The sequence below is a fragment of the Mucilaginibacter sp. UYCu711 genome, assembly GCF_050433825.1.
Classification (GTDB): Bacteria; Bacteroidota; Bacteroidia; order Sphingobacteriales; family Sphingobacteriaceae; genus Mucilaginibacter.
Genome location: NZ_JBNPWM010000001.1, coordinates 156,814 through 182,551, shown reverse-complemented (window position 1 = coordinate 182,551; position 25,738 = coordinate 156,814). Strand labels below are relative to the sequence as shown.

28 protein-coding genes are annotated in these 25,738 nt (G+C 41.2%); 11 read left to right on the top strand and 17 right to left on the bottom strand.

The genetic code is table 11. The features are described 5' to 3' along the window. Nucleotides 1-222 precede the first annotated feature (222 nt). The 10 genes from prmA to ABIB50_RS00805 form a co-directional block, all read right to left on the bottom strand. The gene (prmA, locus tag ABIB50_RS00850) at nt 223-1,059 is read right to left on the bottom strand and encodes a 50S ribosomal protein L11 methyltransferase (RefSeq protein WP_429376429.1); all 837 of its coding nucleotides are present in this window, start codon (nt 1,057-1,059) and stop codon (nt 223-225) included. Between the two features lie 2 nt (nt 1,060-1,061). Then, a complete protein-coding gene (locus ABIB50_RS00845; RefSeq protein ID WP_429376427.1) occupies nt 1,062-1,532 on the bottom strand; it encodes a hypothetical protein in 471 nt (156 codons plus the stop codon). Nucleotides 1,533-1,546: 14 nt separating this feature from the next. Beyond that, the gene (locus ABIB50_RS00840) at nt 1,547-2,002 is read right to left on the bottom strand and encodes a hypothetical protein (RefSeq protein WP_429376425.1); all 456 of its coding nucleotides are present in this window, start codon (nt 2,000-2,002) and stop codon (nt 1,547-1,549) included. 9 nt (nt 2,003-2,011) lie between these two features. Further along, nucleotides 2,012-2,776, bottom strand: coding sequence for a triose-phosphate isomerase (tpiA, locus tag ABIB50_RS00835; protein WP_429376423.1), 765 nt, complete (start codon nt 2,774-2,776; stop codon nt 2,012-2,014). Between the two features lie 78 nt (nt 2,777-2,854). Beyond that, nucleotides 2,855-4,015 (bottom strand): GlmU family protein, encoded by a 1,161-nt coding sequence (locus tag ABIB50_RS00830; protein WP_429376421.1) that lies wholly within the window; start codon nt 4,013-4,015, stop codon nt 2,855-2,857. Nucleotides 4,016-4,083: 68 nt separating this feature from the next. Then, the gene (locus tag ABIB50_RS00825; RefSeq protein ID WP_175268733.1) at nt 4,084-4,329 is read right to left on the bottom strand and encodes a type B 50S ribosomal protein L31; all 246 of its coding nucleotides are present in this window, start codon (nt 4,327-4,329) and stop codon (nt 4,084-4,086) included. A 167-nt stretch (nt 4,330-4,496) separates the two neighbouring features. Beyond that, nucleotides 4,497-4,865 carry a type II toxin-antitoxin system VapC family toxin gene (locus ABIB50_RS00820; protein ID WP_429376420.1) on the bottom strand — a complete coding sequence of 123 codons (369 nt, stop codon included), beginning with the start codon at nt 4,863-4,865 and terminating at the stop codon, nt 4,497-4,499. A 9-nt stretch (nt 4,866-4,874) separates the two neighbouring features. After that, nucleotides 4,875-5,093 carry a hypothetical protein gene (locus ABIB50_RS00815; protein ID WP_429376419.1) on the bottom strand — a complete coding sequence of 73 codons (219 nt, stop codon included), beginning with the start codon at nt 5,091-5,093 and terminating at the stop codon, nt 4,875-4,877. A gap of 85 nt (nt 5,094-5,178) precedes the next feature. Next, nucleotides 5,179-5,580, bottom strand: coding sequence for a methylmalonyl-CoA epimerase (mce, locus tag ABIB50_RS00810; protein WP_429376417.1), 402 nt, complete (start codon nt 5,578-5,580; stop codon nt 5,179-5,181). Nucleotides 5,581-5,824: 244 nt separating this feature from the next. After that, on the bottom strand, nt 5,825-7,309 hold the full coding sequence (locus ABIB50_RS00805) for a TonB-dependent receptor (protein WP_429376415.1): 1,485 nt from the start codon (nt 7,307-7,309) through the stop codon (nt 5,825-5,827). Between the two features lie 261 nt (nt 7,310-7,570). On the opposite strand from ABIB50_RS00805, the gene ABIB50_RS00800 reads away from it, so the two are divergent. From ABIB50_RS00800 to ABIB50_RS00790, 3 genes are all read left to right on the top strand, one after another. Continuing rightward, nucleotides 7,571-8,782, top strand: a complete 1,212-nt coding sequence (locus ABIB50_RS00800) for an IscS subfamily cysteine desulfurase (RefSeq protein ID WP_429376414.1) — start codon at nt 7,571-7,573, stop codon at nt 8,780-8,782. 111 nt (nt 8,783-8,893) lie between these two features. Then, entirely contained in the window at nt 8,894-9,307 is a 414-nt protein-coding gene (gene iscU, locus ABIB50_RS00795; protein WP_230544492.1) for a Fe-S cluster assembly scaffold IscU, read from the top strand. Between the two features lie 88 nt (nt 9,308-9,395). Next, nucleotides 9,396-9,722 (top strand): HesB/IscA family protein, encoded by a 327-nt coding sequence (locus ABIB50_RS00790; RefSeq protein ID WP_230544493.1) that lies wholly within the window; start codon nt 9,396-9,398, stop codon nt 9,720-9,722. 63 nt (nt 9,723-9,785) lie between these two features. On the opposite strand, the gene ABIB50_RS00785 is transcribed toward ABIB50_RS00790, so the two are convergent. After that, entirely contained in the window at nt 9,786-10,511 is a 726-nt protein-coding gene (locus tag ABIB50_RS00785) for a nuclear transport factor 2 family protein (protein WP_429376411.1), read from the bottom strand. Between the two features lie 284 nt (nt 10,512-10,795). Here ABIB50_RS00785 and ABIB50_RS00780 point away from each other — a divergent pair, with 284 nt between their 5' ends. Beyond that, on the top strand, nt 10,796-12,709 hold the full coding sequence (locus tag ABIB50_RS00780) for an AMP-dependent synthetase/ligase (RefSeq protein WP_429376409.1): 1,914 nt from the start codon (nt 10,796-10,798) through the stop codon (nt 12,707-12,709). Nucleotides 12,710-13,013: 304 nt separating this feature from the next. On the opposite strand, the gene ABIB50_RS00775 is transcribed toward ABIB50_RS00780, so the two are convergent. After that, nucleotides 13,014-13,697 carry an HAD family hydrolase gene (locus tag ABIB50_RS00775; RefSeq protein WP_429376408.1) on the bottom strand — a complete coding sequence of 228 codons (684 nt, stop codon included), beginning with the start codon at nt 13,695-13,697 and terminating at the stop codon, nt 13,014-13,016. Between the two features lie 118 nt (nt 13,698-13,815). Here ABIB50_RS00775 and lysS point away from each other — a divergent pair, with 118 nt between their 5' ends. Both lysS and ABIB50_RS00765 read left to right on the top strand, forming a co-directional pair. Then, a complete protein-coding gene (lysS, locus tag ABIB50_RS00770) occupies nt 13,816-15,537 on the top strand; it encodes a lysine--tRNA ligase (RefSeq protein ID WP_429376406.1) in 1,722 nt (573 codons plus the stop codon). A 150-nt stretch (nt 15,538-15,687) separates the two neighbouring features. Next, complete coding sequence (locus ABIB50_RS00765; protein WP_429376404.1) at nt 15,688-15,900, top strand: hypothetical protein; 213 nt, start codon at nt 15,688-15,690, stop codon at nt 15,898-15,900. 37 nt (nt 15,901-15,937) lie between these two features. Here the strand turns inward: ABIB50_RS00765 and ABIB50_RS00760 are convergent, their stop codons facing one another. Further along, nucleotides 15,938-16,489: a DUF2892 domain-containing protein gene (locus ABIB50_RS00760; RefSeq protein ID WP_429376402.1), complete on the bottom strand. Its 552-nt coding sequence runs from the start codon at nt 16,487-16,489 to the stop codon at nt 15,938-15,940. Between the two features lie 74 nt (nt 16,490-16,563). On the opposite strand from ABIB50_RS00760, the gene ung reads away from it, so the two are divergent. After that, complete coding sequence (ung, locus tag ABIB50_RS00755) at nt 16,564-17,244, top strand: uracil-DNA glycosylase (protein ID WP_429376401.1); 681 nt, start codon at nt 16,564-16,566, stop codon at nt 17,242-17,244. Nucleotides 17,245-17,316: 72 nt separating this feature from the next. Here ung and ABIB50_RS00750 read toward each other — a convergent pair whose 3' ends face one another. Beyond that, on the bottom strand, nt 17,317-17,787 hold the full coding sequence (locus ABIB50_RS00750; protein ID WP_429376400.1) for an Lrp/AsnC family transcriptional regulator: 471 nt from the start codon (nt 17,785-17,787) through the stop codon (nt 17,317-17,319). Nucleotides 17,788-17,909: 122 nt separating this feature from the next. Between ABIB50_RS00750 and ABIB50_RS00745 the strand changes: the two genes are divergently transcribed. The 3 genes from ABIB50_RS00745 to smpB all read left to right on the top strand — a co-directional run bounded on the left by ABIB50_RS00745 (nt 17,910) and on the right by smpB (nt 20,999). After that, nucleotides 17,910-18,560 (top strand): metal-dependent transcriptional regulator, encoded by a 651-nt coding sequence (locus tag ABIB50_RS00745; RefSeq protein ID WP_429376398.1) that lies wholly within the window; start codon nt 17,910-17,912, stop codon nt 18,558-18,560. Continuing rightward, nucleotides 18,557-20,440 carry an Nramp family divalent metal transporter gene (locus tag ABIB50_RS00740; RefSeq protein WP_429376396.1) on the top strand — a complete coding sequence of 628 codons (1,884 nt, stop codon included), beginning with the start codon at nt 18,557-18,559 and terminating at the stop codon, nt 20,438-20,440. The genes ABIB50_RS00745 and ABIB50_RS00740 overlap by 4 nt, the downstream gene beginning before the upstream one ends. A gap of 106 nt (nt 20,441-20,546) precedes the next feature. After that, on the top strand, nt 20,547-20,999 hold the full coding sequence (smpB, locus tag ABIB50_RS00735) for an SsrA-binding protein SmpB (protein ID WP_429376394.1): 453 nt from the start codon (nt 20,547-20,549) through the stop codon (nt 20,997-20,999). Between the two features lie 66 nt (nt 21,000-21,065). On the opposite strand, the gene ABIB50_RS00730 is transcribed toward smpB, so the two are convergent. After that, entirely contained in the window at nt 21,066-21,752 is a 687-nt protein-coding gene (locus ABIB50_RS00730; RefSeq protein WP_429376393.1) for a PEGA domain-containing protein, read from the bottom strand. Nucleotides 21,753-21,841: 89 nt separating this feature from the next. Further along, nucleotides 21,842-22,498: a protein-L-isoaspartate(D-aspartate) O-methyltransferase gene (locus ABIB50_RS00725; protein WP_429376391.1), complete on the bottom strand. Its 657-nt coding sequence runs from the start codon at nt 22,496-22,498 to the stop codon at nt 21,842-21,844. Nucleotides 22,499-22,682: 184 nt separating this feature from the next. Between ABIB50_RS00725 and ABIB50_RS00720 the strand changes: the two genes are divergently transcribed. After that, entirely contained in the window at nt 22,683-23,246 is a 564-nt protein-coding gene (locus tag ABIB50_RS00720) for a hypothetical protein (protein WP_429376390.1), read from the top strand. On the opposite strand, the gene priA is transcribed toward ABIB50_RS00720, so the two are convergent. Continuing rightward, nucleotides 23,247-25,736, bottom strand: coding sequence for a replication restart helicase PriA (gene priA / locus ABIB50_RS00715; RefSeq protein WP_429376389.1), 2,490 nt, complete (start codon nt 25,734-25,736; stop codon nt 23,247-23,249). Nucleotides 25,737-25,738: the final 2 nt, after the last annotated feature.

Below are 25,738 nucleotides of genomic sequence, written 5' to 3'. Positions count from 1 at the left end.
AATAAAACACATAAATGTAAATTGGGTTTGCTGCAGTTAAGTTTAATACTACTTCACAGTTGCCTCCGGGTCTCTCAATGAGGACCCTGAGGGGACAATTAAAAATGTAAATTGGGTTTTACTCAGATTGTCATCCTGAGCGATAGCGAAGGATCTTGTAAGTGCGATGAGTAAAGCGTATAAGATTCTTCGCTATAGCTCAGAATGACAAGGAGAAAAACATTACTTCACAAACTTAGCAGCTACCCATTCTTTGTCTTTTTTATGGGTGATGTAGTTCATGCCGTATTTACCGGCCTCGGCTTTGATAATATCCAGATCGGGCGATTCATAAAAACCGCTGAAATAGATTTCGCCACCGGGCTTTAAAGCTTCCGAGTAACGCGACATCTGGTCGATCAATATATTGCGGTTGATATTAGCCAGGATGGTATCGTATTGCTCGTTAGGTATAGCTTCCTTCGAGCCGCAAAGGGCGGTAATATTATTGATATGGTTTAGCTGTGAGTTTTCGACGGTACTTTCATAGCATACCGGGTCGTAATCAATAGCTGCGATATCAGTGGCGCCCAATTTGGATGCCATGATGGCCAATATACCTGTACCGCAGCCCATATCCAGTACTTTTTTACCAGCAAAATCATTCTCCAGCATCAACTGTAAAACCATAGCGGTAGTTTGGTGATGCCCGGTACCGAAAGCCATTTTAGGGTCGATAACGATCTCGTACTTAAACTCGGGGCGTGGGTCGTGGAAAGTAGCCCGAACAAATACCGCATTGCCTATGGCTATCGGTTCAAAATTACTTTCCCATACCTCGTTCCAGTTTTTTTGGGGAATGAGCGTTACTTGGTAACTAAAATCAAACATATCCCGGTAAGGCATTAGTGCTTCTGTTATAGCATCCTCCTTAAAATCCGTTTCCGGGATATAAGCTTTAAAGCCCGATTCGATCTCTTCAAATGTATCGAAACCCCCTTCGCCCAAAGCATTAATTAAAAGGTCCTGCTGGTAAGCTTCGGTGGTTTGGGTAGTGAAAGTAAGTTCGTAGTAATTCATAGTTATTCTTCAGTTTCGGCTTCGGGCTTAGCCTTTTTAAATGATTTAAAATCCAACAGGTACAGCGATAAAAAGTTTATCACCCAGTAAAACACCTGTACCCCTGTCATAAACAGGCCAATCTGGATCAAATAACCGACAGCAGTAGCGGGATCCCAAATGATATATGCCAGTCCAAATGCGCAAACTGTGCAAACAAACAGCATCAAACTAAAAATAAGTATAGCTGCTTTAGGTTTCGCCAATATCTTCTTCCAAAGCGGCATGGCTATGAGCCATTGGGTTAGTAAGGCAATTAGTATCTGGCCCGGTGCGAATATTTTATAGTATGCTATCAGGCCGGGTACTGTGTAGTCGCCCAGGTTTTCTAAGCCGTTAATCCGATGAAGATCAGGCGTAAGCTTTACAAATAAAGCAAACGCAAAAAAGGCAATTAAAGGGGGCAGTATGATTTTGATTAGATACTTCAACATCTACTTACTTTATTTCAAATGGTTGAATTAGATTTTTCTAAAGCAAAGAGAACAAAAAAATTGATAGTCCAATATAACAGTTGGATTACTGTCACTATTGAAATAGCCATAATCAAATCCTTTAGGGCAAATTGCCTTGCCCAACTTAGATAGCCCAAAAAAACACCAAAGGAGATACTTAGAGTCAATACAGTAACCAGACAGGACAATAGAAAAGATTTAGATTGAACAATTATCCTGTTCCAAATAAAAGCGACAATCGGCCATTGTATTAATGAGAGTAACGGATAAACGATTAAAGCAATTATCCACACCAATGACCAACTATCTATACCACCGTCCTCGGCTGGATTAAACCGTGAATAAATTTGATAGATAAACATTGAAAGAATCAAACCAGCCAAAACAGGTAAAAACACCTTCGATGCTATACCAAACTTCAGCTGGTCTGATTTCTCAATTATTATCATTCCTAACGTCTAATTAAACGCTTTTACAATATCCGTAAAATCGCGTGATTTTAGAGACGCGCCGCCAATTAAACCGCCGTCAATATCTGCGCAGGCAAATAGTTCGGCAGCATTTTTCGGGTTACAGCTTCCGCCGTATAAAATGGTGGTAGCATCCGCTACACCCTGATCATATTTACCAGCAATTTCTTTACGAATAAAAGCGTGGATCTCCTGCGCCTGGTCTGACGTTGCAGTAACACCGGTACCAATGGCCCAAACAGGCTCATAAGCTAAAACCAATTTGCTAAATGCAGCAGCATCTAAATGGAATACGCCTTCAACCAACTGGCCTTTGATGATATCAAAATGCACGTTAGCTTCGCGCTCTGCCAATGTTTCGCCAATGCAGAATATCGGTTTAAGGTCATTAGCTAACGCCGTATCGGTTTTTTTAGCTAAAAGCTCATTAGTCTCGCCAAAATACTGGCGACGCTCTGAGTGGCCTAAAATTACGTAAGCAGCGCCGGTAGATTTTACTTGTTTGGCCGAGATCTCGCCGGTATAAGCGCCGCTCTCTGCCTGGTGGGCATTTTGCGCGCCGATAGCAACCTTTGCCGAACCTTTAGCCAATTGCACCAGGCTGTGTAAATGAATAAAAGGGCTGCAAACTACTACTTCCTGTGATCCGGTAGCTTCGTCATTTACCATATTTACAACTTCGCTGAACAAGGATAAACCTTCGTTATAATCTAAGTTCATTTTCCAGTTTCCGGCTACGATTTTTTTTCTCATGATTGGTTTTAATGTTATATGTAATTAGCATTAATAGTGAGGGATTTGAAACCCATCGCTACGTTATACAGCTATATGTTAAAATACTTGTCTGTAACTCTCCGTCAATTCAAAAACGGTTTTTAATATCTCCTGCTCCTTTTCATCAAACTCCATTTCGCGGCGTTCGAAAACCAAGTGAGCGGTTTCAAACATTTTTTTGATAGTATATACCTCGAAACCCTGCGCGCCGCCCCAGGCAAAATCAGGCACAAAGTTACGCGGATAGCCCGTTCCAAAAACGTTGGCGCTAACCCCTACTACTGTACCGGTATTAAACATAGTATTGATACCGCATTTGGCATGGTCGGCCATAATTAAGCCGCAAAATTGCAGGCCCGTTTTACGGAAGCGTCCGGTAGTATAATCCCACAGTTTTACCTCGGCGTAATTGTTTTTAAGGTTCGAGTTATTGCTGTCAGCACCGATATTGCACCATTGGCCCATCACGGCGTTGCCCAAATAGCCTTCATGGCCCTTAGACGAATAACCCCATATAACCGCGTTATTGATCTCGCCGCCTACTCTTGAATACGGCCCAATAGTAGTAGCGCCATAGATCTTCGCGCCCATCTTAATCTGCGAATTATTGCATAACGCCAAAGCCCCGCGGATGTTGGTACCTTCCCAAACACTGCTGTCTTTACCTAAATAAATAGGGCCGTTTGTAGTATTAAAGGTCGAGCACTCGGCAGTAGCGCCTTTCTCGGCAAAAAAATCTGTACCGATAATGATATTAGTATTGCTTATCTCTGCGCTTGTTCTGCCTTTTGTAAGCAGCTTAAAATCCTTGCGCAGCTCAATATCGTTTTTGCTAAAAATATGTTCAGGATATTTTATGCTGATGAAAAACGGATCATAATTAACAACCCGGCTAAAATCCGCATCAGTGGCTGCTTTAGCCGCGATCAAAAAATCGCCTTGCTTTAACGCCTCGCCGGTTTTTAGCTGGCTTATGGCTTCAACTAAACCTTCGTCCGGGCAAACAGAGCCGTTGATGTACAGATCATCAACTCCTAATTTTATCGGGAATTTAGCTTGCAGGTAAGGTTGTGTTTGAAAAGAATACGTGGTATCCAGGTATTTGGCCCACTTTTCGGCAATGGTTAAAATACCAATGCGCAGGTCGGCAACCGGGCGGGTATAAGTTAAGGGCAGAAGCGATAGGTGTGCGCTATCGTCAAACAGGATAATTGCCATAGCGCAAAAATAAAAAAAGTCCCGACTGCAAAGCCGGGACCGGTAAATATTTTATTAACAAGTTGATATTACTTGTTATAACGTGTACGGAATTTATCAATACGACCAGCAGTATCAACCAGTTTCATTTTACCGGTATAGAAAGGGTGCGATGTATGAGAAATCTCTAATTTTACTAATGGATATTCGTTACCGTCTTCCCACTTTACAGTTTCACGGGTGTCGATACATGATTTAGTGATAAAAGAATAGTCGTTTGACATATCTTTAAATACAACTAATCTATAGTTTGATGGATGCAGATCTTTTTTCATTGTTTAATCTTCTTATAAAAGAGGTGCAAATGTAGTATTTTAATTGTAAACTAGAAAGGGGAAATAAAAAAATTATTAACAGGGTGTTGAAGATTAGTTATTCAAGATTAAAGATTGGTGATTTTAATTACGTTGTTCGGAGTTTTACCTTAAAACAAGGGATAATATTAAATCAATTTTATACCAGGTATAAAATTAAAATCTTTAGTGTTGTAAGTAAAAAGAGCGATTTGACAAATTACAGCGGTGGCACCGATAATTGCATCAGGTATCTGTAAATTATGACTTAACCTAAAATCTTCGATTAACGTAGCGGCCATTTTAGATATTTCTGCATCTATCTCAACAATATCATAGTATTTTATCTTTCGTTTCATTTGGGCCAGCTCAATCTTATTACTCATTCCCTGGTAAAGTTCCATGACTGTTATAACCGAAAGTGCAACGTTTTCTAAACCAACTTCTGTTAGTCTATCAATAGTATCCTGCCTGCCATTAAAAGCGTGAATAAAGACGTTAGTATCACACAAAACCATTACAAATACTTAATTTCTTTGCCAGCCGGCTTTACGAATATCTTCTAACGATTTTGGTTTTTTTACCCAGATACTAAACAAAGATTTTGGATCAATTTTCTTATCACCTTTAATTATGGGCATAATAGGTTCATCGGACGATACAACCGTAACCGTATTAAATGTTTTAAACAAAGCAGATAACTTTTCTAACTCACTCTTACTATCTATATCAATTGTTATTCTCATAATAAGTTCCTCCGTTGCTTCTTATATTCAAAGTTATGATTTTTATTATGAACTTAAAATCATTGTGATTACTTCCTCACCCTACTTACCTCACCTCCTGCACCAACTCCACCAACACCCCACCCGCACTTTTAGGATGCACAAAACAAACCAGCTTATTATCTGCACCTGGCTTAGGTTCATCGCTTAACAAAATAAAACCTTCACTTTTAAGGCGGGCCATTTCTGCTTTAATATCATCAACCTCAAACGCGATATGATGGATTCCCTCCCCTTTTTTGGCTATAAATTTGGCAATGGGGCTATCGGCAAAAGATGCCTCAAGCAGTTCGATCTTATTAGGTCCACTTTGCAGGAACGCGGTTTTTACGCCTTCGGTGGCTACGTCTTCTATCTTATAAACGGTGGTATTTAATAGCTTTTCATACAGGTCGCCGGCAGCTTGTAGGTCGGTCACGGCAATGCCAATATGCTCTATTTTGTTCATGTACAAATATGCCGAAATAAATGACTTTAGCTATAAATTTCTTGTTTACCGGCTTATAAGTCGCTTTATTCTTGTTTCACCAACTTTTCGCAAAGCGCTTATTAACAATAACTTAACTTAAAATCTTGTTTCATTTTGTTTCACTTCTTTTTCACAAAACACTCATTAACAATTAGATAAGTCAAAATATTGTTTCACTTGTTTCATCTGTTTCATATACCCGTGAAACAAAACACGTCGAAAATTAAGGATTACTTCGTAGCAATTCGTCCGTTTTAGCCGGCTCGCCAGTTGCAGGGTCAACAGCACAAGGGTAGCCAAACAGGCAGCGTTCCTTTATCATCTTGGCAACTTCGGGTGGTACAAATTGCTCCCAGCCATCCGCCCCTTGTTTGATCAATTGCAATACAATATCAGTTTGTACATGCAGGTTATTCTCGTTGTAGTTGCGGATGTCTTCTATCTTGTTATTCGCTATCAGGTAGCGGTACAGGTCGATTAAATGCGGCGGCGGGTAAAAGCGCAGGCAGTTCATGATAACGCCGTTACGCAGCGTTGGGTATATAAACAACTTCACCTTACGGCTAAACAACGTAGCGAATGACTCCAGGATCCCGCCGGGCAGGTCCTTATAATGCTCTTCACCAAAAATATATTCCAGGTTAGGATAGCCCAGTACCACACCCAACTTTAAGCTGGTGATCTTTGACAAATACGACACCAGTTTATAATATTCGTGGAAGTTGGATATCAACACCGTTTGCCCTAACGAGCACAGGATATCCACCCGGTCAAGGAAGTCTTTTTCGTCAATCTCCGTGTTAGGGTCGGCATCCCGCTCAACCAGCGATTGCAGGGTAAGCTCGGTAACCACCACCACATTCTTCTTATCAACATCGGGCTCCTGCATAAACTGCTTAACGCCGGTGTTCAGCATATCCAGGTGCACGTTAATTATCGGGCGGAAACGGCCCCTTATAACCACAACATGTTTCTTATATAAAGCTTCTGATGGTTGCTCGTTCTCGCCATCCGGCCCAAACAGCGCCGCGTCAGAGAAACCGTATTTAACCAGGTGCAGGCTCATCAGGCGGTTGTCCACCTTCTCGAAATTTGGCCCCTCAAACTGGATCATATCTATCTGGATACGGTCGCGGCTTAATTCGTCCATCAGCGACAGCAAAAACGCCGGCGCTACTTCGTTATAGTAAAAGCAGGCATATAACAGGTTGACACCTAATACACCTACGGCTTGCTGCTGCAGGTTATTGTCGGTATCCAGCAGTTTAACGTGTAGTATCACGTCGTTAAACGGCCCGTTTGGCTCTAACTGGAAACGCACACCCATCCAGCCATGGGCCTCGTTGGTTTTATGATAGTTAAGGGTTGATACGGTATCAGAGAAAGCAAAGAAAGTTGTGTTATCACCGCGCTGTTCGGCCAGCCGCTCAATCAGCAGATTATACTCGTGGTTAAGCATCGCCATCAGGCGCGACTCGCTCACATATCGTTTAACTTTTAATGCACCGTAAATAGCGTCAGAAACAGTCATATCATAGGCCGACATGGTTTTGGCAATGGTACCTGATGAAGCGCCGGCTTTGAAAAAATTGGCGGCAACGTCCTGCCCTGCGCCTATCTCTGCAAATGAGCCGTAAATTTTGGGGTCGAGGTTAATAGCAAGGGCCTTTTGTTTGGTACCGATATCTTTATTGTGAATGATACTCATCAATGTAGTTATTAGAATTTGCGGTTGCCATTATGATTAGTAACAACACTTAAAATTACAAAAATTTTAAGGATTTGGCGAACCGCTTGTTAAAAAAGCAAAGGTCTTAAATTTTAAATAGATTAACCAACACTTTTAAATAACTATACGTTATAAGTGACCTAAAGTTTAAATTATTAGTTTAATATGACGGTTTTCCCTTATATTGAATGATTTTAAATAAAAATGTTTGCATATCTTTGTACTATTAATTATTTAGATATGAATATCCCAATTTACCTTGATAACAATGCTACCACACCTATGGACCCAAGAGTGCTGGAAGCAATGATACCATACTTCACTACAAAGTTTGGTAACGCTGCCAGCCGCAACCATCCGTTTGGCTGGGTAGCAGAAGAAGGTGTTGATTATGCACGTGAGCAAGTGGCCAAATTAATTGGTGCAAGCGAGAAAGAGATCATCTTCACATCAGGAGCAACAGAATCAGACAACCTTGCTATTAAGGGTGTTTTTGAAATGTATAAAGAAAAAGGCAACCACATTATTACTACGGTTACCGAACATAAAGCTGTATTAGACGCTTGTAAACACGTTGAAAAACTGGGCGGTAGGGTTACTTACCTGCCTGTTAAAGAAGACGGTTTGCTTGACCTTGCCGTATTAGAAGCCGCCATGACGCCCGAAACTATCTTAGTTTCTGTTATGTATGGTAACAACGAGATAGGTGTTATACAACCTATAAAAGAAATATCAGCTATAGCACATAAATACGGCGCATTGTTTATGACTGATGCAGTACAGGCGGTTGGTAAAATACCTGTTGATGTAAACAGAGACGGTATTGACCTTTTAGCCTTATCGGCACATAAATTTTACGGACCTAAAGGCGTAGGTGCATTATACGTACGCCGTAAAGGGCCGCGTGTTAAAGTTACCGCACAAATGGACGGTGGCGGCCACGAACGCGGTATGCGCTCAGGCACATTAAACGTACCGGGTATTGTTGGCTTGGGTAAAGCTGCAGAACTGTGCGGACTTGAAATGGAAAGCGAAGCAATACGTTTATCAGCTTTGCGCGATAAATTACAAAACGCATTAACCGTATTAGAAGAAAGCTATGTAAACGGAAACGTTGAGCACCGCTTGCCACATGTTGCAAACATCAGCTTTAAATATGTTGAGGGCGAAGGTTTAATGATGGCAATGAAGGACCTGGCTGTATCTTCAGGATCGGCTTGTACATCAGCGTCTTTAGAGCCATCATACGTATTAAAAAGCTTAGGCTTATCTGATGACCTGGCACACTCTTCGATACGTTTTGGATTGGGAAGATTCACTACCGAAGAAGAGGTTGATTACGCTGTTGAAGTAACCAAAACAGCGGTTACAAACTTACGCAACATGTCGCCGCTTTGGGAAATGTTTAAAGAAGGCATTGACCTTGACTCGATTGAGTGGGCAGAACACTAATTAATGTTAGACGTGGGACGTTTTACGTTTTACGTTAGATGAAAATTTACAATAACAAACACGTAAAACTTACAACGTAATACGTACAACAAACATAAAACACACAAGAAAATGGCATATTCAGATAAAGTAATTGATCATTACACCAACCCGCGCAACGTTGGTACCTTAGACAAAAGCAGTCATAAGGTGGGTACCGGCTTAGTTGGTGCACCAGAGTGCGGCGACGTTATGCGCCTGCAAATTGAGGTAGGTGATGACAACATCATCACTGATGCTAAGTTTAAAACTTTCGGCTGCGGCTCGGCTATAGCTTCATCATCTTTAGCTACCGAGTGGTTAAAAGGAAAATCTATCGACGACGCAATGAAAATTGACAACATGGATATTGTTGAAGAATTAGCATTGCCACCGGTAAAAATTCACTGCTCTGTTTTGGCAGAGGATGCAATTAAAGCAGCTATCAACGACTTCCGCGTTAAAAATGGCATGGAAGCTTTGGAAGTTGAAAAATCGCATCACTAATTAAGTTTTGAGTGATGAGTTTTGAGTAGTGAGTTTAACAGCTCTGCAGCTCAAAACTCATCACTCAAGACTCAATACTAACTAACAAATGGTAACTGTAACTGATAAAGCGAAAAGTAAAGTAGAGGATCTGATGCGTGATTCGGGGCTTGATGCCTCTTATTTCCTGCGGGTTTCTGTACAAGGGGGAGGATGTTCTGGGTTATCTTATAATCTCGATTTTGATAACGAGGAGAAAAAGGGCGACCAGTTTTTCGAAGACAAGGGCGTACGCATGTGCCTGGATATGAAATCGTTTTTATACCTGGCAGGCACCGAGCTTGATTTCTCGGACGGGTTAAACGGTAAAGGTTTTAACTTTCATAACCCTAACGCCAGCCGTACCTGCGGTTGCGGCGAGAGCTTCTCGGTATAACCGTATCCTAACAATATTTAAAAAGCCATCCGTTAATACTGGATGGCTTTTTTGTTACCTGGATTACAACATCCCGTTAGTATGCGGCATAACATCAGGTATTGCCTGTTGCACACTCCAGTGTTCTGCTATTTTTTCGTTTTCAATTCGCAGGATATCATATAAAGCGAACGATTGAGAATCTTTGAGATATTCTGATTGAACAACGACAAAATCGCCCTCGCATATTATACGATGAACCTTAATTGAATGATGATAATAGTCATCCAGGCGTTCGGCTAAATTATGTTCGATATAATCAGTTGTTAGATAGCTATTGAGCAGGCGAGTATCGTGATTTTCAAATACATCCCGATAAAAATTGCTTACCAACAGTTGGTTAGCATCAGTATCTGCATAGCTATTAATGATCAACGCTCCATCTGTCATCAAGTCATTTTCGGCAGCTATCTCCTGCACGGCGTCCCAATGTTCAGCGAGGAGCCCATCCGCCACGCGAAATAAATCTATCACAACCATACGCTTACCCATAAATGAGATATCGAGTTGGATTATCACTAACTCGCCATCGCCTATTAACCGCTTTACCGGCGACTTGGTTTCGGCCGGTGGCGGCAGCGTTTTTAAAAATTCGATCATTTCAAACAAGCTTTCGCGCCCATCCCGGCCCATTGGGCTATGTGGTATATAGTGTTCGTGTACGTATTGGTTGATCAATGAACTATCGCGCTGGCCAACTATGCGTTTATAAAATTCGGCCACTGTTGTTTTATTGGATTTTTGTTCCATTTTGTTTAGATATAGGCATATCAATGCCTGCAAAGCCTTAAAAGCAATAAATAATTGAATAATAAACAGGATTAAGAAAGGATAATACAAAGCCGGCCGCTTTTTAGCGGTGCATGTTATCCTAATTAAGGATTCGGATTTTTAGTGATCCGTTGTTGATATGTAGTGATAGTAATTATGCCATGAAGGTAGTAAAAATATCACGGCTACCGCAATTTGCCAGGCTTTCCGTTTTTGAAAAATAAAATTAGCTTTGTTTCTCTTATAAACCTGATTATAGATAAATGAATTCAGTAACTGAGCGCCCAACCGTACCCAGCCTTATACGCTATTTAGTTAAGCACATCCATCCTGCCACACATACTTTTTTAAGTCATAAAGTGGGCGAAGAATGGGTTGATATTACCTATGGCGAAGCATTAGATAAGATTGACGCTATCTCTGCCTGGTTTTTAGATATCGGCATAAAAAAAGGCGATAAGCTGGCGCTGATCATAGAGAACGGTCCTGATTTTATTTATTATGACCAGGCACTGCAGCAAATTGGTGGCGTAAATACCTCCATCTACCCTACCCTTACTGAGACTGAAATTGAGTACATTTTAAATGATTCGGGTGCGCGTACCATCATTTGCGGCAATCCGTTTTTATTCAGGAAAGTACTTAAAATTGCCAACAACTGCCCCGCGCTCGAACGTATCATCCCGGCATTTGATGATTATGAGAAATACCTGGAAAAACAACGGTTAAACGCGGGTATTATCGGGTTTACAGAATTGATAAGTATTGGTTTAACATTGGTTGAAAAGCATGTATCGGACATTAAAATTGCACGCGAGGCCATTTTACCATCTGATCTTTCATGTTTGATATATACCTCCGGTACTACCGGGATCCCCAAAGGTGTAATGCTAACACATAAAAACCTGGTAGAGAATGTGCGGGTAAGCTTGGTACAGATCCCCATCATCGAAAAAACGGATGTGTTTTTATCCTTCCTCCCCCTATCGCACGTATTTGAGCGTACGGCTACCTATCATGTTTGCTTGTACTCGGGCGCTAAAATAGCCTTCGCGCAAAGCCTGGAGTTATTGGCAAAAAACATGGGCGAGGTTAAGCCAAACGTGATGAATTGCGTACCGCGATTATTAGAACGAATACACGACCGCGCCATGAAAAACGGCACCGGCGCAGGCGGAGTGAAAGCAAAAATATTTTTATGGGCACTGGATATTGGCCGCAAATACCGCATAGCTAACGAGGACGGTAAAAAATCGGGCTTGATATTAAATGGGCAGCATGCCGTAGCCGAAAAATTAGTATTCAGCAAGATAAAAGAGCGTACGGGTGGTAACCTAAAGATCATGCTATCAGGCGGCGGCGCCCTGCCCAAAAACATCGGCGAGTTTTTTGGCGACCTTGGTATAAAAGTACTGGAAGGTTTCGGACTTACAGAGACATCGCCGGTAATGGCTGTTACAGAAGTTCACCGCCAGATTTATGGCACCGTTGGCCGTATTGTACCTGGAATAGAGGTAGCTATACAAAATATTGATACCAGGGAGATCTACACTATACAAACCCACGAATCGTTTAAGGAAGATTTTCAGTCGGAAGAGGGCGAGATCATCGTTCGCGGGCATTGCGTGATGAAGGGCTACCTGAATAAGCCTGAAGAGACCGCTGCTACAATAGACAAAGACAACTGGCTGCATACCGGCGATATCGGCCGTTATTTTAAAGGCAACCTGCAAATTACCGACAGGCTAAAAAACATGCTGGTTAACGCTTACGGCAAAAACGTTTACCCAACACCGGTAGAGAATACCTACCTGAAAAGCCCCAAAATTGAGGGGGTGTTTTTATTGGGTGATAAACAAGAGTACATTACCGCGTTCATCATCCCGGCAAAAGAGGCTTTACAGGAACAGTTTGGGTTGGACGATACCTTCTTTGAAGAACCCGATCCGTTTATTGAGAACAAAGAGATAAAGGACTGGCTAAACCAGGATATTAAAAAACTATCTAACGAGCTGGCAAAATTTGAGCGCATTAAAAACTTCAAGATCAAACGCAAACCTTTCAGCATGGAAGACGGCGAGATCACTCCTACCATGAAAGCCAAGCGTAAAGTGATAGAAAAAAAATATGCTGACGCAATTGAGGAATTGTATACCGGGGATGTGGAGGCTGATTAAAATTTGTCATTGCGAGCGTAGCGTGGCAATCGCACGCTGCAGAGCTGCGCTCCTCGCAGGAAGTTTAAGACCAGTTTTTTGATCCAACTTGATACAAAGTCCTTGATCCAACCCCTAAAAATCGGCAAAATTGCAACAATATAATTATCAGCTATTTACAAATAAATCAGCTATAAAAAACCTGACCTAAAAGGCGATTCATTTTGATCCATCTGATTTTACCAAAATACTGATTGTCAAATAATTAGATAAAATCCTGATCCAGCTTGATCCACTTGATCCACATTCGCGTGGATCATAAAGATCAAACAAAAGCCAACACATCCTTAATACACTCCACGCTTTTAAACATACCGCTATCTATGCTCTGCTCAATTTCTTCGTGGGCCCAGGTAATATGGTAGGGCACATGGATGGCATAACCGCCGATATTCAATACCGGCAGCACATCACTTTTAAGCGAGTTGCCCACCATCAGCAATTCGCTCGGGCGGATATCCAGGTGTTTGATCAGCTTCAAATAATTGGCATCATCCTTTTCAGACATGATCTCAACATGGTGAAAGTAGCTATTCAGGTTTGATTTGCGTAGTTTGCGTTCCTGGTCAAGCAGGTCGCCTTTGGTAGCAACAACCAACCGGTATTTGCCTTTAAGTTCCTTTAATACTTCTTCTACACCATCCAATAGCTCAATAGGCTGGTTAAGCATTTGCTTGCCCAAGTCAATTATCTCGCCGATAGTTTTGGAGCTGATCATATTATTGGTTACGGTCATGGCTGTTTCTATCATCGACAGAATGAAACCTTTTATCCCGTAACCATATAAACCAAGGTTTGCTATTTCTATTTTAAGCAGCTCCCGCTCCAGTTCGTGGCGCGGCAGGTATTCTTCCAGCAAAGTACAAAAAGCTTCCTCAGATTGCCTGAAATAGGGCTCATTTACCCAAAGTGTATCATCAGCATCAAAAGCAATAACCTTAACGTTCATATAACAAAGGTATCGATTAGCGTTCAAAAAAATACATTATTCATAACTCGCACTCTAAGACCGCTACTCACCAAAAAAATCCTATTTTTGCAACTTTAATAAAATATCGTTACAAAACATGAGTATTGCACTATCCGAACAGGAAATTATACGCCGCGAATCATTACAACAATTACGTGCCTTAGGCATTAACCCATATCCTGCCGAAGAATATAAGGTTACTGATTTTGCGCAGGACATTACCGATAATTTCGAGGCTAACCCGGATACTTATAAAAGTGTAACCATTGCAGGGCGGATCATGACCCGCCGTATCATGGGCAGCGCATCGTTTGCCGAGATACAGGATAGCACCGGCCGCATGCAGATCTACCTGAAACGCGACGATATTTGCCCGGGCGAGGACAAAACCTTATACAATACCGTATTTAAAAAGCTATTGGATATCGGCGATTATGTTGGGATTAAAGGCTACGTATTTTTAACGCAAACCGGCGAGATCTCTGTGCACGTACAGGAAATGACCATTCTCTCTAAATCGCTAAAACCATTACCCGTTGTTAAACGCGACGAAGAAGGAAACATGCACGATGGCTTTACCGATGCCGAAATGCGTTACCGCCAGCGCTACGTTGATTTAACGGTTAATCCTGAATATAAACAGATCTTTATCAAACGGTCTAAAGTGATAAGCGCCATGCGTAATTACTTTAATAACCAGGGCTGGATGGAAGTTGAAACCCCTATCCTGCAGCCTGTACATGGTGGTGCGGCGGCGCGGCCGTTTGCTACACATCATAACACGCTGGATATGCCGCTGTTTTTGCGTATAGCTAACGAGTTATATTTAAAACGCCTTATCGTTGCCGGATTTGATGGTGTATATGAGTTTGGTAAAATGTTTCGTAATGAGGGTATGGATCGTACTCACAACCCCGAGTTTACCGCCATGGAAATATATGTAGCCTACAAAGACTATATATGGATGATGGAAATGGTGGAGAACTGCCTGGAAGAAGTTGCACGTGCTGTTCACGGTATTGCAGCCGTACAGGTTGGTGCCAACGAAATAAACTTTGCAGGGCCATACACACGCTTATCGATGTATGATTCGATATTGAAATACACCGGCATTGATGTATCAGAAATGGACGAAGCCGGCTTACGCGAAACCTGTGCCGACCTTAAAATTGAGGTTGACGCGTCAATGGGTAAAGGTAAACTGATAGACGAGATCTTTAGCGCTAAAGTTGAAGCTAACCTGATCCAGCCAACTTATATTACCGATTATCCTATCGAGATGACGCCGCTTGCCAAAAAGCACCGTACCAAAGATGGCTTGGTTGAGCGTTTTGAATTATTTGTAAATGGCAAAGAGATAGCCAACGCTTACTCGGAGTTAAACGACCCGATAGACCAGCGCGAGCGTTTGGAAGAGCAGCTGATATTAGCCGGCCGTGGCGATGATGAAGCTATGGCGATGGACGACGACTTTTTACGCGCGTTAGAGTACGGTATGCCGCCAACATCAGGCCTGGGTATTGGGATTGACCGCTTGGTGATGTTGCTGACTAACCAAAGCACTATACAGGAAGTATTGTTCTTCCCGCAAATGCGGCCCGAGAAAAAGGCTAAAGTTGCCAGCGTGGATGACTTTACAAATATTGGTGTGCCCGCCGAATGGGTACCTGTTTTAAATAAAATGGGCTTCAACACCGTTGAGGAACTAAAAGCCGGCAACCCAAACAAGGTGTTTAATGATCTGGGGGGTATGCGTAAAAAACTGAAACTGGAAATTACTATGCCTGCTAAAGAAGTTGTGATGGCCTGGTTTGAATAGTTTTATTTTGGCCTGCTATATTATATTTAGTGTGGAATTTACATTCTCCACAACTGTTATTAACAATTCTTTAATATAATAGTAAAATCAACGAAACTTTGGAATTCAAAATGTTGTATAACTTTACAAATACACATCTTATACAAAGTTATGACTAACTCAATATTAGAAATTACCGAAAGCGAATATTTGATCAAACTTAACAGATCGAATTTCAACCTGTCATTTATCAGAAGTTTACTAAAACTGGTAGAGGTTGCCGATCCTTCTGATGATAAACTTTCAATCCCTGACAGGAACATCAGCTACAATAAAAATCACTCGTCAGAGCCTGATTATTTCAGTTCGATAGAAGAAAAATAGCCTTTAAACAATATGTTTAAAGGCTATTTTTTTGCAGTTAAAACTGTTGGCGATAACCGCCTTTTACTACCTGCTTGTCCATTTGGGCCATCTGCTGCTTCATCATCTTTATCTGGTCGGTAAGCAATTTATTCTTATCATCCTTAGCCGCTTCCTGCAAATACATCGTTGCCTCGCGCTTGTTACGTTTAGCCATTGATATACCAGCAAGGCTTAATTTAGCCAGGGCTGTATTATGCGACATGGTCATACCCAATGATAATGCCTTCTTGAAATATTTTTCTGATTTCAATGGCGCTTTGCGCGATTCGATCAAACCTAACAAAAGGTTGTGGTAACCATGTTGGTTTTTATGCAATTGCTTTTCGTAATCGGTTACCTTCATCAGCCATACTTCTGCCTTGTCTGATTGCTCTTTACGCAAAAAGTATTGTGCGATGATCATGTTCTCGTTAAAGAAAAACGACAGCAGGATTATACCGCCTAAAAGCAGTACCAATATCCCCCATCCCCAAAATCCGAATACACAAAGTGCGACAGCGGCACCAAAAAAAACGCAGGCTACTATAAGCCGAACTATATTTGACATAATTTGTTATCCTATAATTTAGAAGTGCAAATATCCGTTTATTTGTACTCTTAATCAACACTTCGCGAATATTTATGGCAATTGAATTAGAAGCATCATGGCTTGAAGTTTTAAGTGGCGAATTTGGCAAAGATTACATGCTTAAGCTTAAGGATTTTTTAAAGGAAGAGAAGCAAGCCGGCAAGACAATCTACCCTAAAAGTGCCGATATATTTGCTGCCTTTGCCAAAACCCCATTTAACGAAGTTAAGGTAGTAATATTAGGGCAGGATCCTTATCACGGCCCAAACCAGGCACATGGATTATCATTTTCTGTACAGAAGGGTGTGCGTGTACCACCATCACTGCAAAATATTTACAAAGAATTAGCGACAGACATACCCGGATTCAAAATCCCCGCTACCGGCGACCTAACTGAATGGGCAGAACAAGGCATACTGCTGTTAAACGCCACACTAACCGTGCAGGCTGCTAATGCCGGCTCGCACCAGAAAAAAGGCTGGGAAAAGTTTACCGACATGGTTATTAAAACTATATCTGACCAGAAAGAAGGTGTAGTATTTATACTTTGGGGAGCTTACGCGCAATCAAAAGCCATATTGATTGATGATAACAAACACCTTATCGTCAAATCAACACATCCATCACCGTTAGCGATTAGCCATGGCGGTTTTTTTGGCTCTAAACCATTCTCTAAAACTAATGCTTATTTAGAACAACAGGGCGAGAAGCCGATTGACTGGCAAATACATTAGATATGAATTATTGAATTACAGAATTATTGAATTTACCTAAATCAACAATTCAATAATTCATTAAGTCAATAATTAGTATTCAAGCGGCACTATTGGCTCTTTTTTACTGGTAGACATGATCATCATCGTCTGGAACGTTTTAACCACGCTTATGCGGCTTATCTTTTCCATGATCAGTTGCTCGTATGATTTAATGTCGCGTACGTAAACTTTCAGCAGGAAATCACACTGGCCGGTCACGTGATGGCACTCCGTTACTTCTTTAATAGCTTGTATCTCGTCAATAAAAGTTTGTATGGTGTTTTTTTGGTGAAAATCCAGCGAGATCTGTATAAAAGTTTTAATACCCAAGCCCAGTTTTTCTTCATCAACCAGGGCATGGTAACTTTTAATATATTCGGCATTTTCCAGTTTTCGCACACGCTCCAAAGTCGGCGCCGGCGACAATCCTATTTCTGTTGAAAGCTGAAGATTTGTTATTCTTCCGTTCTCTTGTAAGGTCTTAAGTATTTGTAGGTCTATCTTATCTAATTCTGCAGCCATAACCTTGTCTCTAATTTACAACAAAGTACAAAATTATATTTTTCAATATCAAGATATGTAAAATATAATTTTTTTAACATCCATTTTTAGACAAGTCTAAAAATTTTATTAGATTTGCTTAAATGAATACTTTAGCCGAAGAAAACTATCTAAAAGCAATCTACCATCTCTCGTTAAATGATTTGAACGTGAGTACCAACCAGATAGCTGCAGCTTTAAACACCAAAGCTGCATCGGTTACAGATATGCTTAAAAAACTGGCTGATAAAGAGCTGATTAATTACGAAAAGTACCAAGGGGTGACGCTTAATACTACGGGCGAAAAAATTGCTTTGCATATCATCCGTAAACACCGCCTTTGGGAATATTTTTTGGTGGAGAAGCTAAATTTTAAATGGGACGAGGTGCATGAAATGGCCGAGGAAATGGAACATATTTCATCAGTAGAATTAATAGACCGCCTTGATAAATTTATGGACTATCCCAAGCATGACCCGCATGGCGATCCTATCCCCGACCGTAATGGCAATTTAAAAAAACATGAGCTTAAACCCATTGCCGGCCTAAGTGTGAATGAAGGCGGTGTGATATCAGGTGTACGCGACCACTCATCAAGCTTTTTGCAATATCTTGAAAAACAACAGCTAACCATCGGAAAAAAAATAACAGTGACAGACATTATTGAATACGATAACTCCATGATATTACAGGTTGAAAAAAACACTACACATATAAGCCGTGAAGTGGCTAAAAATTTATTGATCGCTGTATGAACCAAAAACATAACGAATCATTAGGTGAGGTCCATAGTTCGGTTTCGACAGAAAACAAAACCGGCTGGAAAAAAATATTAGCGTTTATAGGCCCTGCTTACCTGGTAAGCGTTGGCTATATGGACCCCGGTAACTGGGCTACAGATATAGCCGGCGGCAGTGCTTTTGGTTATAGGTTGATCTGGGTTTTGTTAGCATCAAACCTTATTGCCCTGCTATTACAGTCGCTTAGCGCGCGGTTAGGTATTGTGCGCGGGCTTGACCTGGCACAGGCATCAAAGATAACCTATCCCCGTTTTGTTAATTTCTGCCTTTATATATTGGCCCAGATAGCCATTATAGCGTGCGACCTGGCCGAGATCATCGGTATGGCCATAGGATTAAACCTGCTATTTCATTTACCATTGATATGGGGCGTATCATTAACTATTACTGATACGTTGCTGATGCTTTTCCTGATGAACAAAGGGATGCGTAAACTAGAGGCCTTTATTGTGTCGATGATATTTATAGTAGGTCTTTCTTTCTTAATTGAGATGTTTATTGTGACGCCCGATGTTAAAGAAGTGGCTTTAGGCTTTATACCCGGTAATTTAACCGGCAGCGCATTATATATCGCCATTGGCATAATTGGCGCTACGGTAATGCCGCATAACTTGTACCTGCATTCGTCATTAGTACAAACCCGGCAAATAACCCGTACAGATGCAGGCATTAAAACAGCTATAAAATTTAACTTGTTTGATACAGTTATTGCACTTAACCTGGCGTTTTTGGTAAACGCGGCTATATTGATATTGGCAGCCAGCGCCTTCTTTAAAAACGGTTACTTCCAGATTGCCGAGATCCAGGATGCTTATAAATTACTCGAGCATATTTTTGGCAAAACCGCGCCTGTATTATTCGCTATTGCTTTAATAGCAGCGGGCCAAAGCTCTACCATTACCGGCACCCTTGCCGGCCAGATCATTATGGAGGGCCATATTAACCTGCGTGTTGAGCCTTGGTTACGCCGTTTGTTAACCCGGATACTGGCTATTGTGCCTGCCATGTTTACCATTATCTATTCTGGCGAGGATGGTTTGGGCAACCTGATCATACTAAGCCAGGTGGTGTTGAGTTTACAGTTAGGTTTCGCGGTTATCCCGCTGATACATTTTACGTCCGATAAAAAGAAGATGGGCAATTTTGCCATCAGCCTTAAAGTTAAAATTGCTGCCTGGGCAAGCGCCATTATTATTGTTGGCTTAAACGCCAAATTGGTTTACGAGCAGATTAATAGCTGGGCGACAGCATCGCCGTCAACCGCTTTTTGGATGTATATCTTGGTAATACCGGTAGTAATAGCCATAGCTTTATTATTAATATATGTAACTATAAGGCCCTGGTTGTTTAAACATAAGGATATACCTATTTATATTCCGCACGGTATTGCTGCTGTAATTGGCGATTTGGGTGCAATAGAATATCATCATATTGGTGTTAGTATTGATTTTTCTGAAAACGACACTAACTCTTTACGTCATGCCATAATGCAGGGGGGTAAAAAGGCTACTTACGCGCTGATCCACGTAGTTGAAACTGCAGGAGCACGTTATTATGGTGGCGACGTGTTGGACCACGAGACACAAAGTGATGTGGATAATCTTAAAAAGTATGTTGATACCCTAAAAAAATTAGGATATAAAGCCGAGGCGCAAATTGGTTATGGCATAGCCGCGCAGGCTATTGCCGACATTGTAAATAGTAACAAGATAGATTTTATAGTGATGGGGTCGCACGGTCATAAAGCGTTTAAGGACCTTATTTTTGGCACCACGGTTAATAAGGTAAGGCATATGGTTAATGTGCCGGTATTGGTAGTTAAACCAACTGTTTAGTATTTGGAGATTGGTTAATTAAAAATTAGTTAGCATATGTTTCCAACTAATGTTTAATCACTAATTAACTAATCACTAATTTCTTTAAGTTTGCAGCGACGAAGTTATGAGTGACGATAAAATATACATAAAGAATAAAAAGGCCTATTTTGAATATATCATCCTGGACAAATATACCGCCGGGATAAAGCTGTTGGGTACCGAGATCAAATCTATCCGCCAGGGAAAGGCAAACATTAATGACGCTTTTTGCACGTTTATTAATGAGCAACTTTATGTACGCAACCTGCATATAGCCGAATACTCTTTCGGATCATTCTATAACCACGAAGCTAAGCGTGACCGTATACTGTTACTCAACAAAAAAGAATTAAAGAAACTTCAAACCCGCGGCGAAGAAAAAGGATTGACTATTATTCCGCTTGCAATGTTTATCAGCGATCGCGGCTTTGCAAAGCTGGAGATTGGATTGGCCCAGGGCAAAAAGACCTTTGATAAACGCGAAACCCTTAAAGAGCGTGATACTAAAGTTGAAATGGACCGGGCCATGAAGAGATAATTCATCAGGCTCAGTCCATATTATATTGTTTTAGGTGTAAATAAGTAGCCTTATTTACTACGGCACTTAATTTTTCAGTCTGGTTGTTAACTCATCCAAAAAGCCATCATACTTTTTTAAAATACGATTAAATGGCCTATACTGCTCATCGGCGTTATAAGGCGTACTACTGCGGCCCGATGATTCTGATACAAATTTTACCCGGTAAATTAGCGGGGTCTCTGAAGACTGTTTAATAATGAGCCTTATCCTTATCGTGTTGGATTTGAAAGAAATCCCCACCCATGAAGTCCTTAAGTAGCCAACCTTTTCATCACTATTTTCTAACACATCAAATTTATCCAGTACCGTGCTCATAATTTGTTTCCAGGCCTCTTCTTTTGTCTTCCCGTTTTTTACGTTTACCTGTATTTCTGTATTGGCGATGTTTGACTCGATAGAAGAAGTAAAAGATTCATCTTCCTGTAATTGTATATAATCTGATTTAGGGGGATCGGCCATACCCTTTTTGTTACAGTAATTTCGCGTTTCCTGTACATAGCCTTCCATTTTCACTTCTACGGTTACACATGAATTTTTCTCAACCTTTATTACAGTCTTTCCGGTACCCATCTGGATACCGTCTACATAAATACGCGCGGTTTGCGGCGAGGTGGTGATTGTTATCTTCTCGGCAGCAGTAGCTTTAAAAGAAAATAAACTTAAAATTACTAAAGCAACAGCACCAGACAGAAAAATGTATAACTTCTTCATATATATAATTTTATGATAAACTTAAATTGGCTTGCAAAGCCTACCATGAAATCAAAACATGATTTGTCTTGTAACTTATATGGGTTTAGTTACCAAGCCTTATCCCCAACCAACGGCACAAATCTAAAAGTATCCAGCACATGCTTTTCATAATCATGCTCCCCGGTTTTTAGTATCGTTACCATTTTTTGCGTATTCTCGTCCCCTACCGGGATAACAAGCGTACCGCCAATATTCAGCTGGCCTAATAGTATTTCGGGCACTGTGGGTGCGCCGGCTGTTACAATTATCTTATCGTAAGGCTCATGACTGGCGATGCCTTTTGAGCCATCGCCTAAAAAGAAACGTGGCTTATAGCCCATTAGTGGCAATACCCGGCGGGTACGTTCATATAGTTTTTCTTGTCGTTCAATAGTATAAACTTTAGCGCCCATTTCTAACAATACGCAGCATTGATAGCCGGAACCCGTACCAATCTCCAATACTTTATCACCTTTTTTTATGTGAAGTAATTCGGTTTGGTAAGCTACGGTGTAGGGTTGCGAAATGGTTTGTCCCTCGCCTATCGGGAAAGCGATATCCTTGTAGGCCTGGTTCCAAAATGTCTCATCAAAAAAATAGTGACGCGTTACTTTACCAATGGCGGCCAGCACCTGCGTGTCCTCAATGCCTTTCTTCCTTAACTCTTCTACCAGTTTTTTCCTTGCTCCCTGCTCGCGGTAATTATCTATGTATTTGTATGCCATTATACGGGTAAAGTTATACAAAAACAGAGTTGTATTTATGATGATAAGCCACCGCGAAAACAAATATTTTGAGTATGCCTGATTGCGAACCGATTAAAAATAAATCAATGTGCATGTAGCGAAATTTTCACAATATCGTTTCATCAAATAAAAACAACTACAGCAGCCACTAATCTTAAAACCTATGAACAAGACTTTAATCTCCGCCTTATTATTGATCATCGCATTATTGATCGTCTTTACATTCTCACTTTGTAAAAAAGACGACGGCATATTTACAGTCGAAGCAAAAATATATGATTCTGGTTCTGTTGCTCTTGATGGCTGCGACTGGTTTGTCCGGGTTGATACAACTAAAGAATACCATGCTACCAACCTTTCTAACGAATTTAAAGAAAACGGCGTAAAAGTGATTATCCGTTACCGCCTTTTAGACACAAAATTTATATGCGGATGGGGTAAAGGTTTGCCAGAAATTAAGCTGATCGACATCAAACGGAAAGATACACAACTGGTAAAAAAAGATGCTACAATAGTAGACATAGGCCCGGTGACAAGTGATGGCTGTGGCTGGATGGTAAAGATAGATACCACTTACTATCACCCTACCAATTTACCTGATACTTATAAAAAGGCTGATCTTAAAGTAAAAGTGTCTTATAACCTGCTTGATAGCAAATACCAATGTGGTATTGCCGCCAATTTAAAATACAACCAAATATTTATAAAGACTATTGAAAGCAGGTAATTAATACGGATCCACATCCGGCTGTACTATACTGCCTTTACTTAGTTTAGTGGTTTGAAACTGGGTTATCACATCCCTTATAGTGGCTTTTACTTTGTTGATAGATACGCCATCCTTCTCAAACTTTAGCATAATAGATTGGATATAATAATTACGAATACGGCTTACCAACGGCACCTGCGGACCAACAACCCTTTCTTCGCCAAAATGGCTACGTAACTGGTTGCCCAGGTAAGTTGCCTGGTTATGCAATATCTCTGGATTTTTATGTTTGATATCAAGGTTGATGATACGATAGAACGGCGGGTAATGAAAAGCCTTACGTTCTTCCATTTCGGTAAAATAAAGCTCGGCGTAATTATTGTCTATAACCTGTTTAATAACCCGATGAGCAGGGTCGTAAGTTTGTATCACTACCTTACCTTGTTTCCCCCTGCGGCCGGCCCTGCCGCTTACTTGTGCCAGCATCTGGTAGCTGCGTTCGTTAGCACGGTAGTCGGGGAATTTTAACAAACTATCTGCACTAATAACGCCTATTACCGTTACACCGGCAAAATCAAGCCCTTTGGCTACCATTTGTGTACCTACCAGTATATCTATCTTTTTCTCCTCCAGATCATTCAGTATGTTTTGTAAAGAGTTGCGTGAACGTGTGGTATCCAGGTCCATACGTGCTATGCGTGCGGCGGGTAATAATAAGCTTAGTTCATCTTCTATCTTCTCGGTACCAAAACCCCGGTATTCTAAATGCGTCGATCCACATGCCGGGCAGATAGAAGGTGTGTCTTCTTTATAACCGCAATAATGGCAATGCAGTTTACCTGTGTGTTTGTGATAAGTAAGGCTCACATCGCAGTTAATACATTTGGGTGTATAAGCACAGATCTTACATAATAAAACAGGCGCATAGCCGCGGCGGTTTTGAAACAATATTACCTGCTCTTTATTAGCCAGCGCGGTCTCAATATCAGCCATCAGCACACTAGTAAAATGCGACTGTATGGTTTTCTTCTTCGTTTCTTCGGCAATGCTTACTACCTCTATTATCGGCATTTCTATGCCGCCGTAACGTTCTGTCAGTTCGGCAAAGCCATATTTATGGGTACGGGCATTAAAATAAGTTTCGAATGACGGCGTTGCCGACCCCAGCAATACTTTACCCTGGTGCATATTAGCCAGGAATATAGCCGCGTCGCGGGCATTATAGCGTGGTGCCGGATCAAACTGTTTATAGGATGTTTCATGCTCCTCATCAACTATTATCAATCCCAGGCCGGCAAATGGCAGGAATACTGATGACCTTGCGCCTAACACAACTTTGTATTCATTATTCAAAACCTTCTGCCAGACCTCCACCCGTTCGTTATCATTAAAACGCGAATGATAAACACCTATACTGGCACCAAAGTATTGGCGCAGGCGCTCTATTACGTGGGTTGTGAGCGCTATTTCGGGCAACAGGTAAAGTACCTGCTTACCCTGCGCAATCATCTGCTCTATCAGCCTTATATAGATCTGTGTTTTGCCTGATGAGGTTACCCCATGCAGTAAAATCACATCCTTTTGCTCAAACTGTTGTTTTATAGCGGCGAATGCTTCCTGCTGTTGGGTGCTTAGTTCAAAATTTGCATCCAGGTCCTCTTCCTCAAAAAACAAACGGCTAACATTTTTTTCCTCGGCAACAAAAACCTCTTTTTCAATTAACGAATTAATGCTTGATGCGCCGGCGCCGCTCTCTTCTATCAATTCGTTTTTTGATATGGTTTTTTGGTGACGTGCCAGCTTAATATAAGCCAGTACAGCATCGGCCTGTTTAGGTGCACGCTTTTCAAGTATAGCGAACAGATCTTTCAAACTATCCTGTGCCTGGTAAGCCGGGTTAAGGGTTAAAAAAGTACGTCTACGTGGTTTGTAACCATCGCTTACTTCTTCAGATATGTTGATGATGTTTTTCTCGAACAGTGCCTTCAGTATAGGCATCACTTTTTTCTGACTTAACAGTTTGGCAATGTCGCTTATGGTAAGTTCAGGCTGGATCTCAAGCGCTTCTACAATTAAAAACTCTTTGTCGTGAAGCATAGCCTTATCGTATTCAAATTCTTTATTAAGCCCGATCTTTGTTTCGCTGGCTAATTTTAAGGCTGATGGTAAAGCGGCGTTCATCACTTCGCCATCGTTACACATATAGTATTCGCCCAGCCATTTCCAAAACTGCAGTTGTTTTGGAGTTACAACCGGGCGGTCGTCTAATATCTCCAGTAAATATTTGGCTTCGTATTTTTCAGGCGGGTTTTCAGTTATAGCCGAAACAATCGCAGTATAAAGTTTGCTCTTACCAAATTGCACCACCACCCGCTTGCCAATAGCTATTATATTATTTAGCTCGAAAGGTACCCTGTAGGTATAATTCTTAGCAATAGCCAGCGGTAAAATCACTTCGACGAAAAGTGTTTTTCGTTCGGTATATGGGCCTTCGGTAAATTCAAGCATAA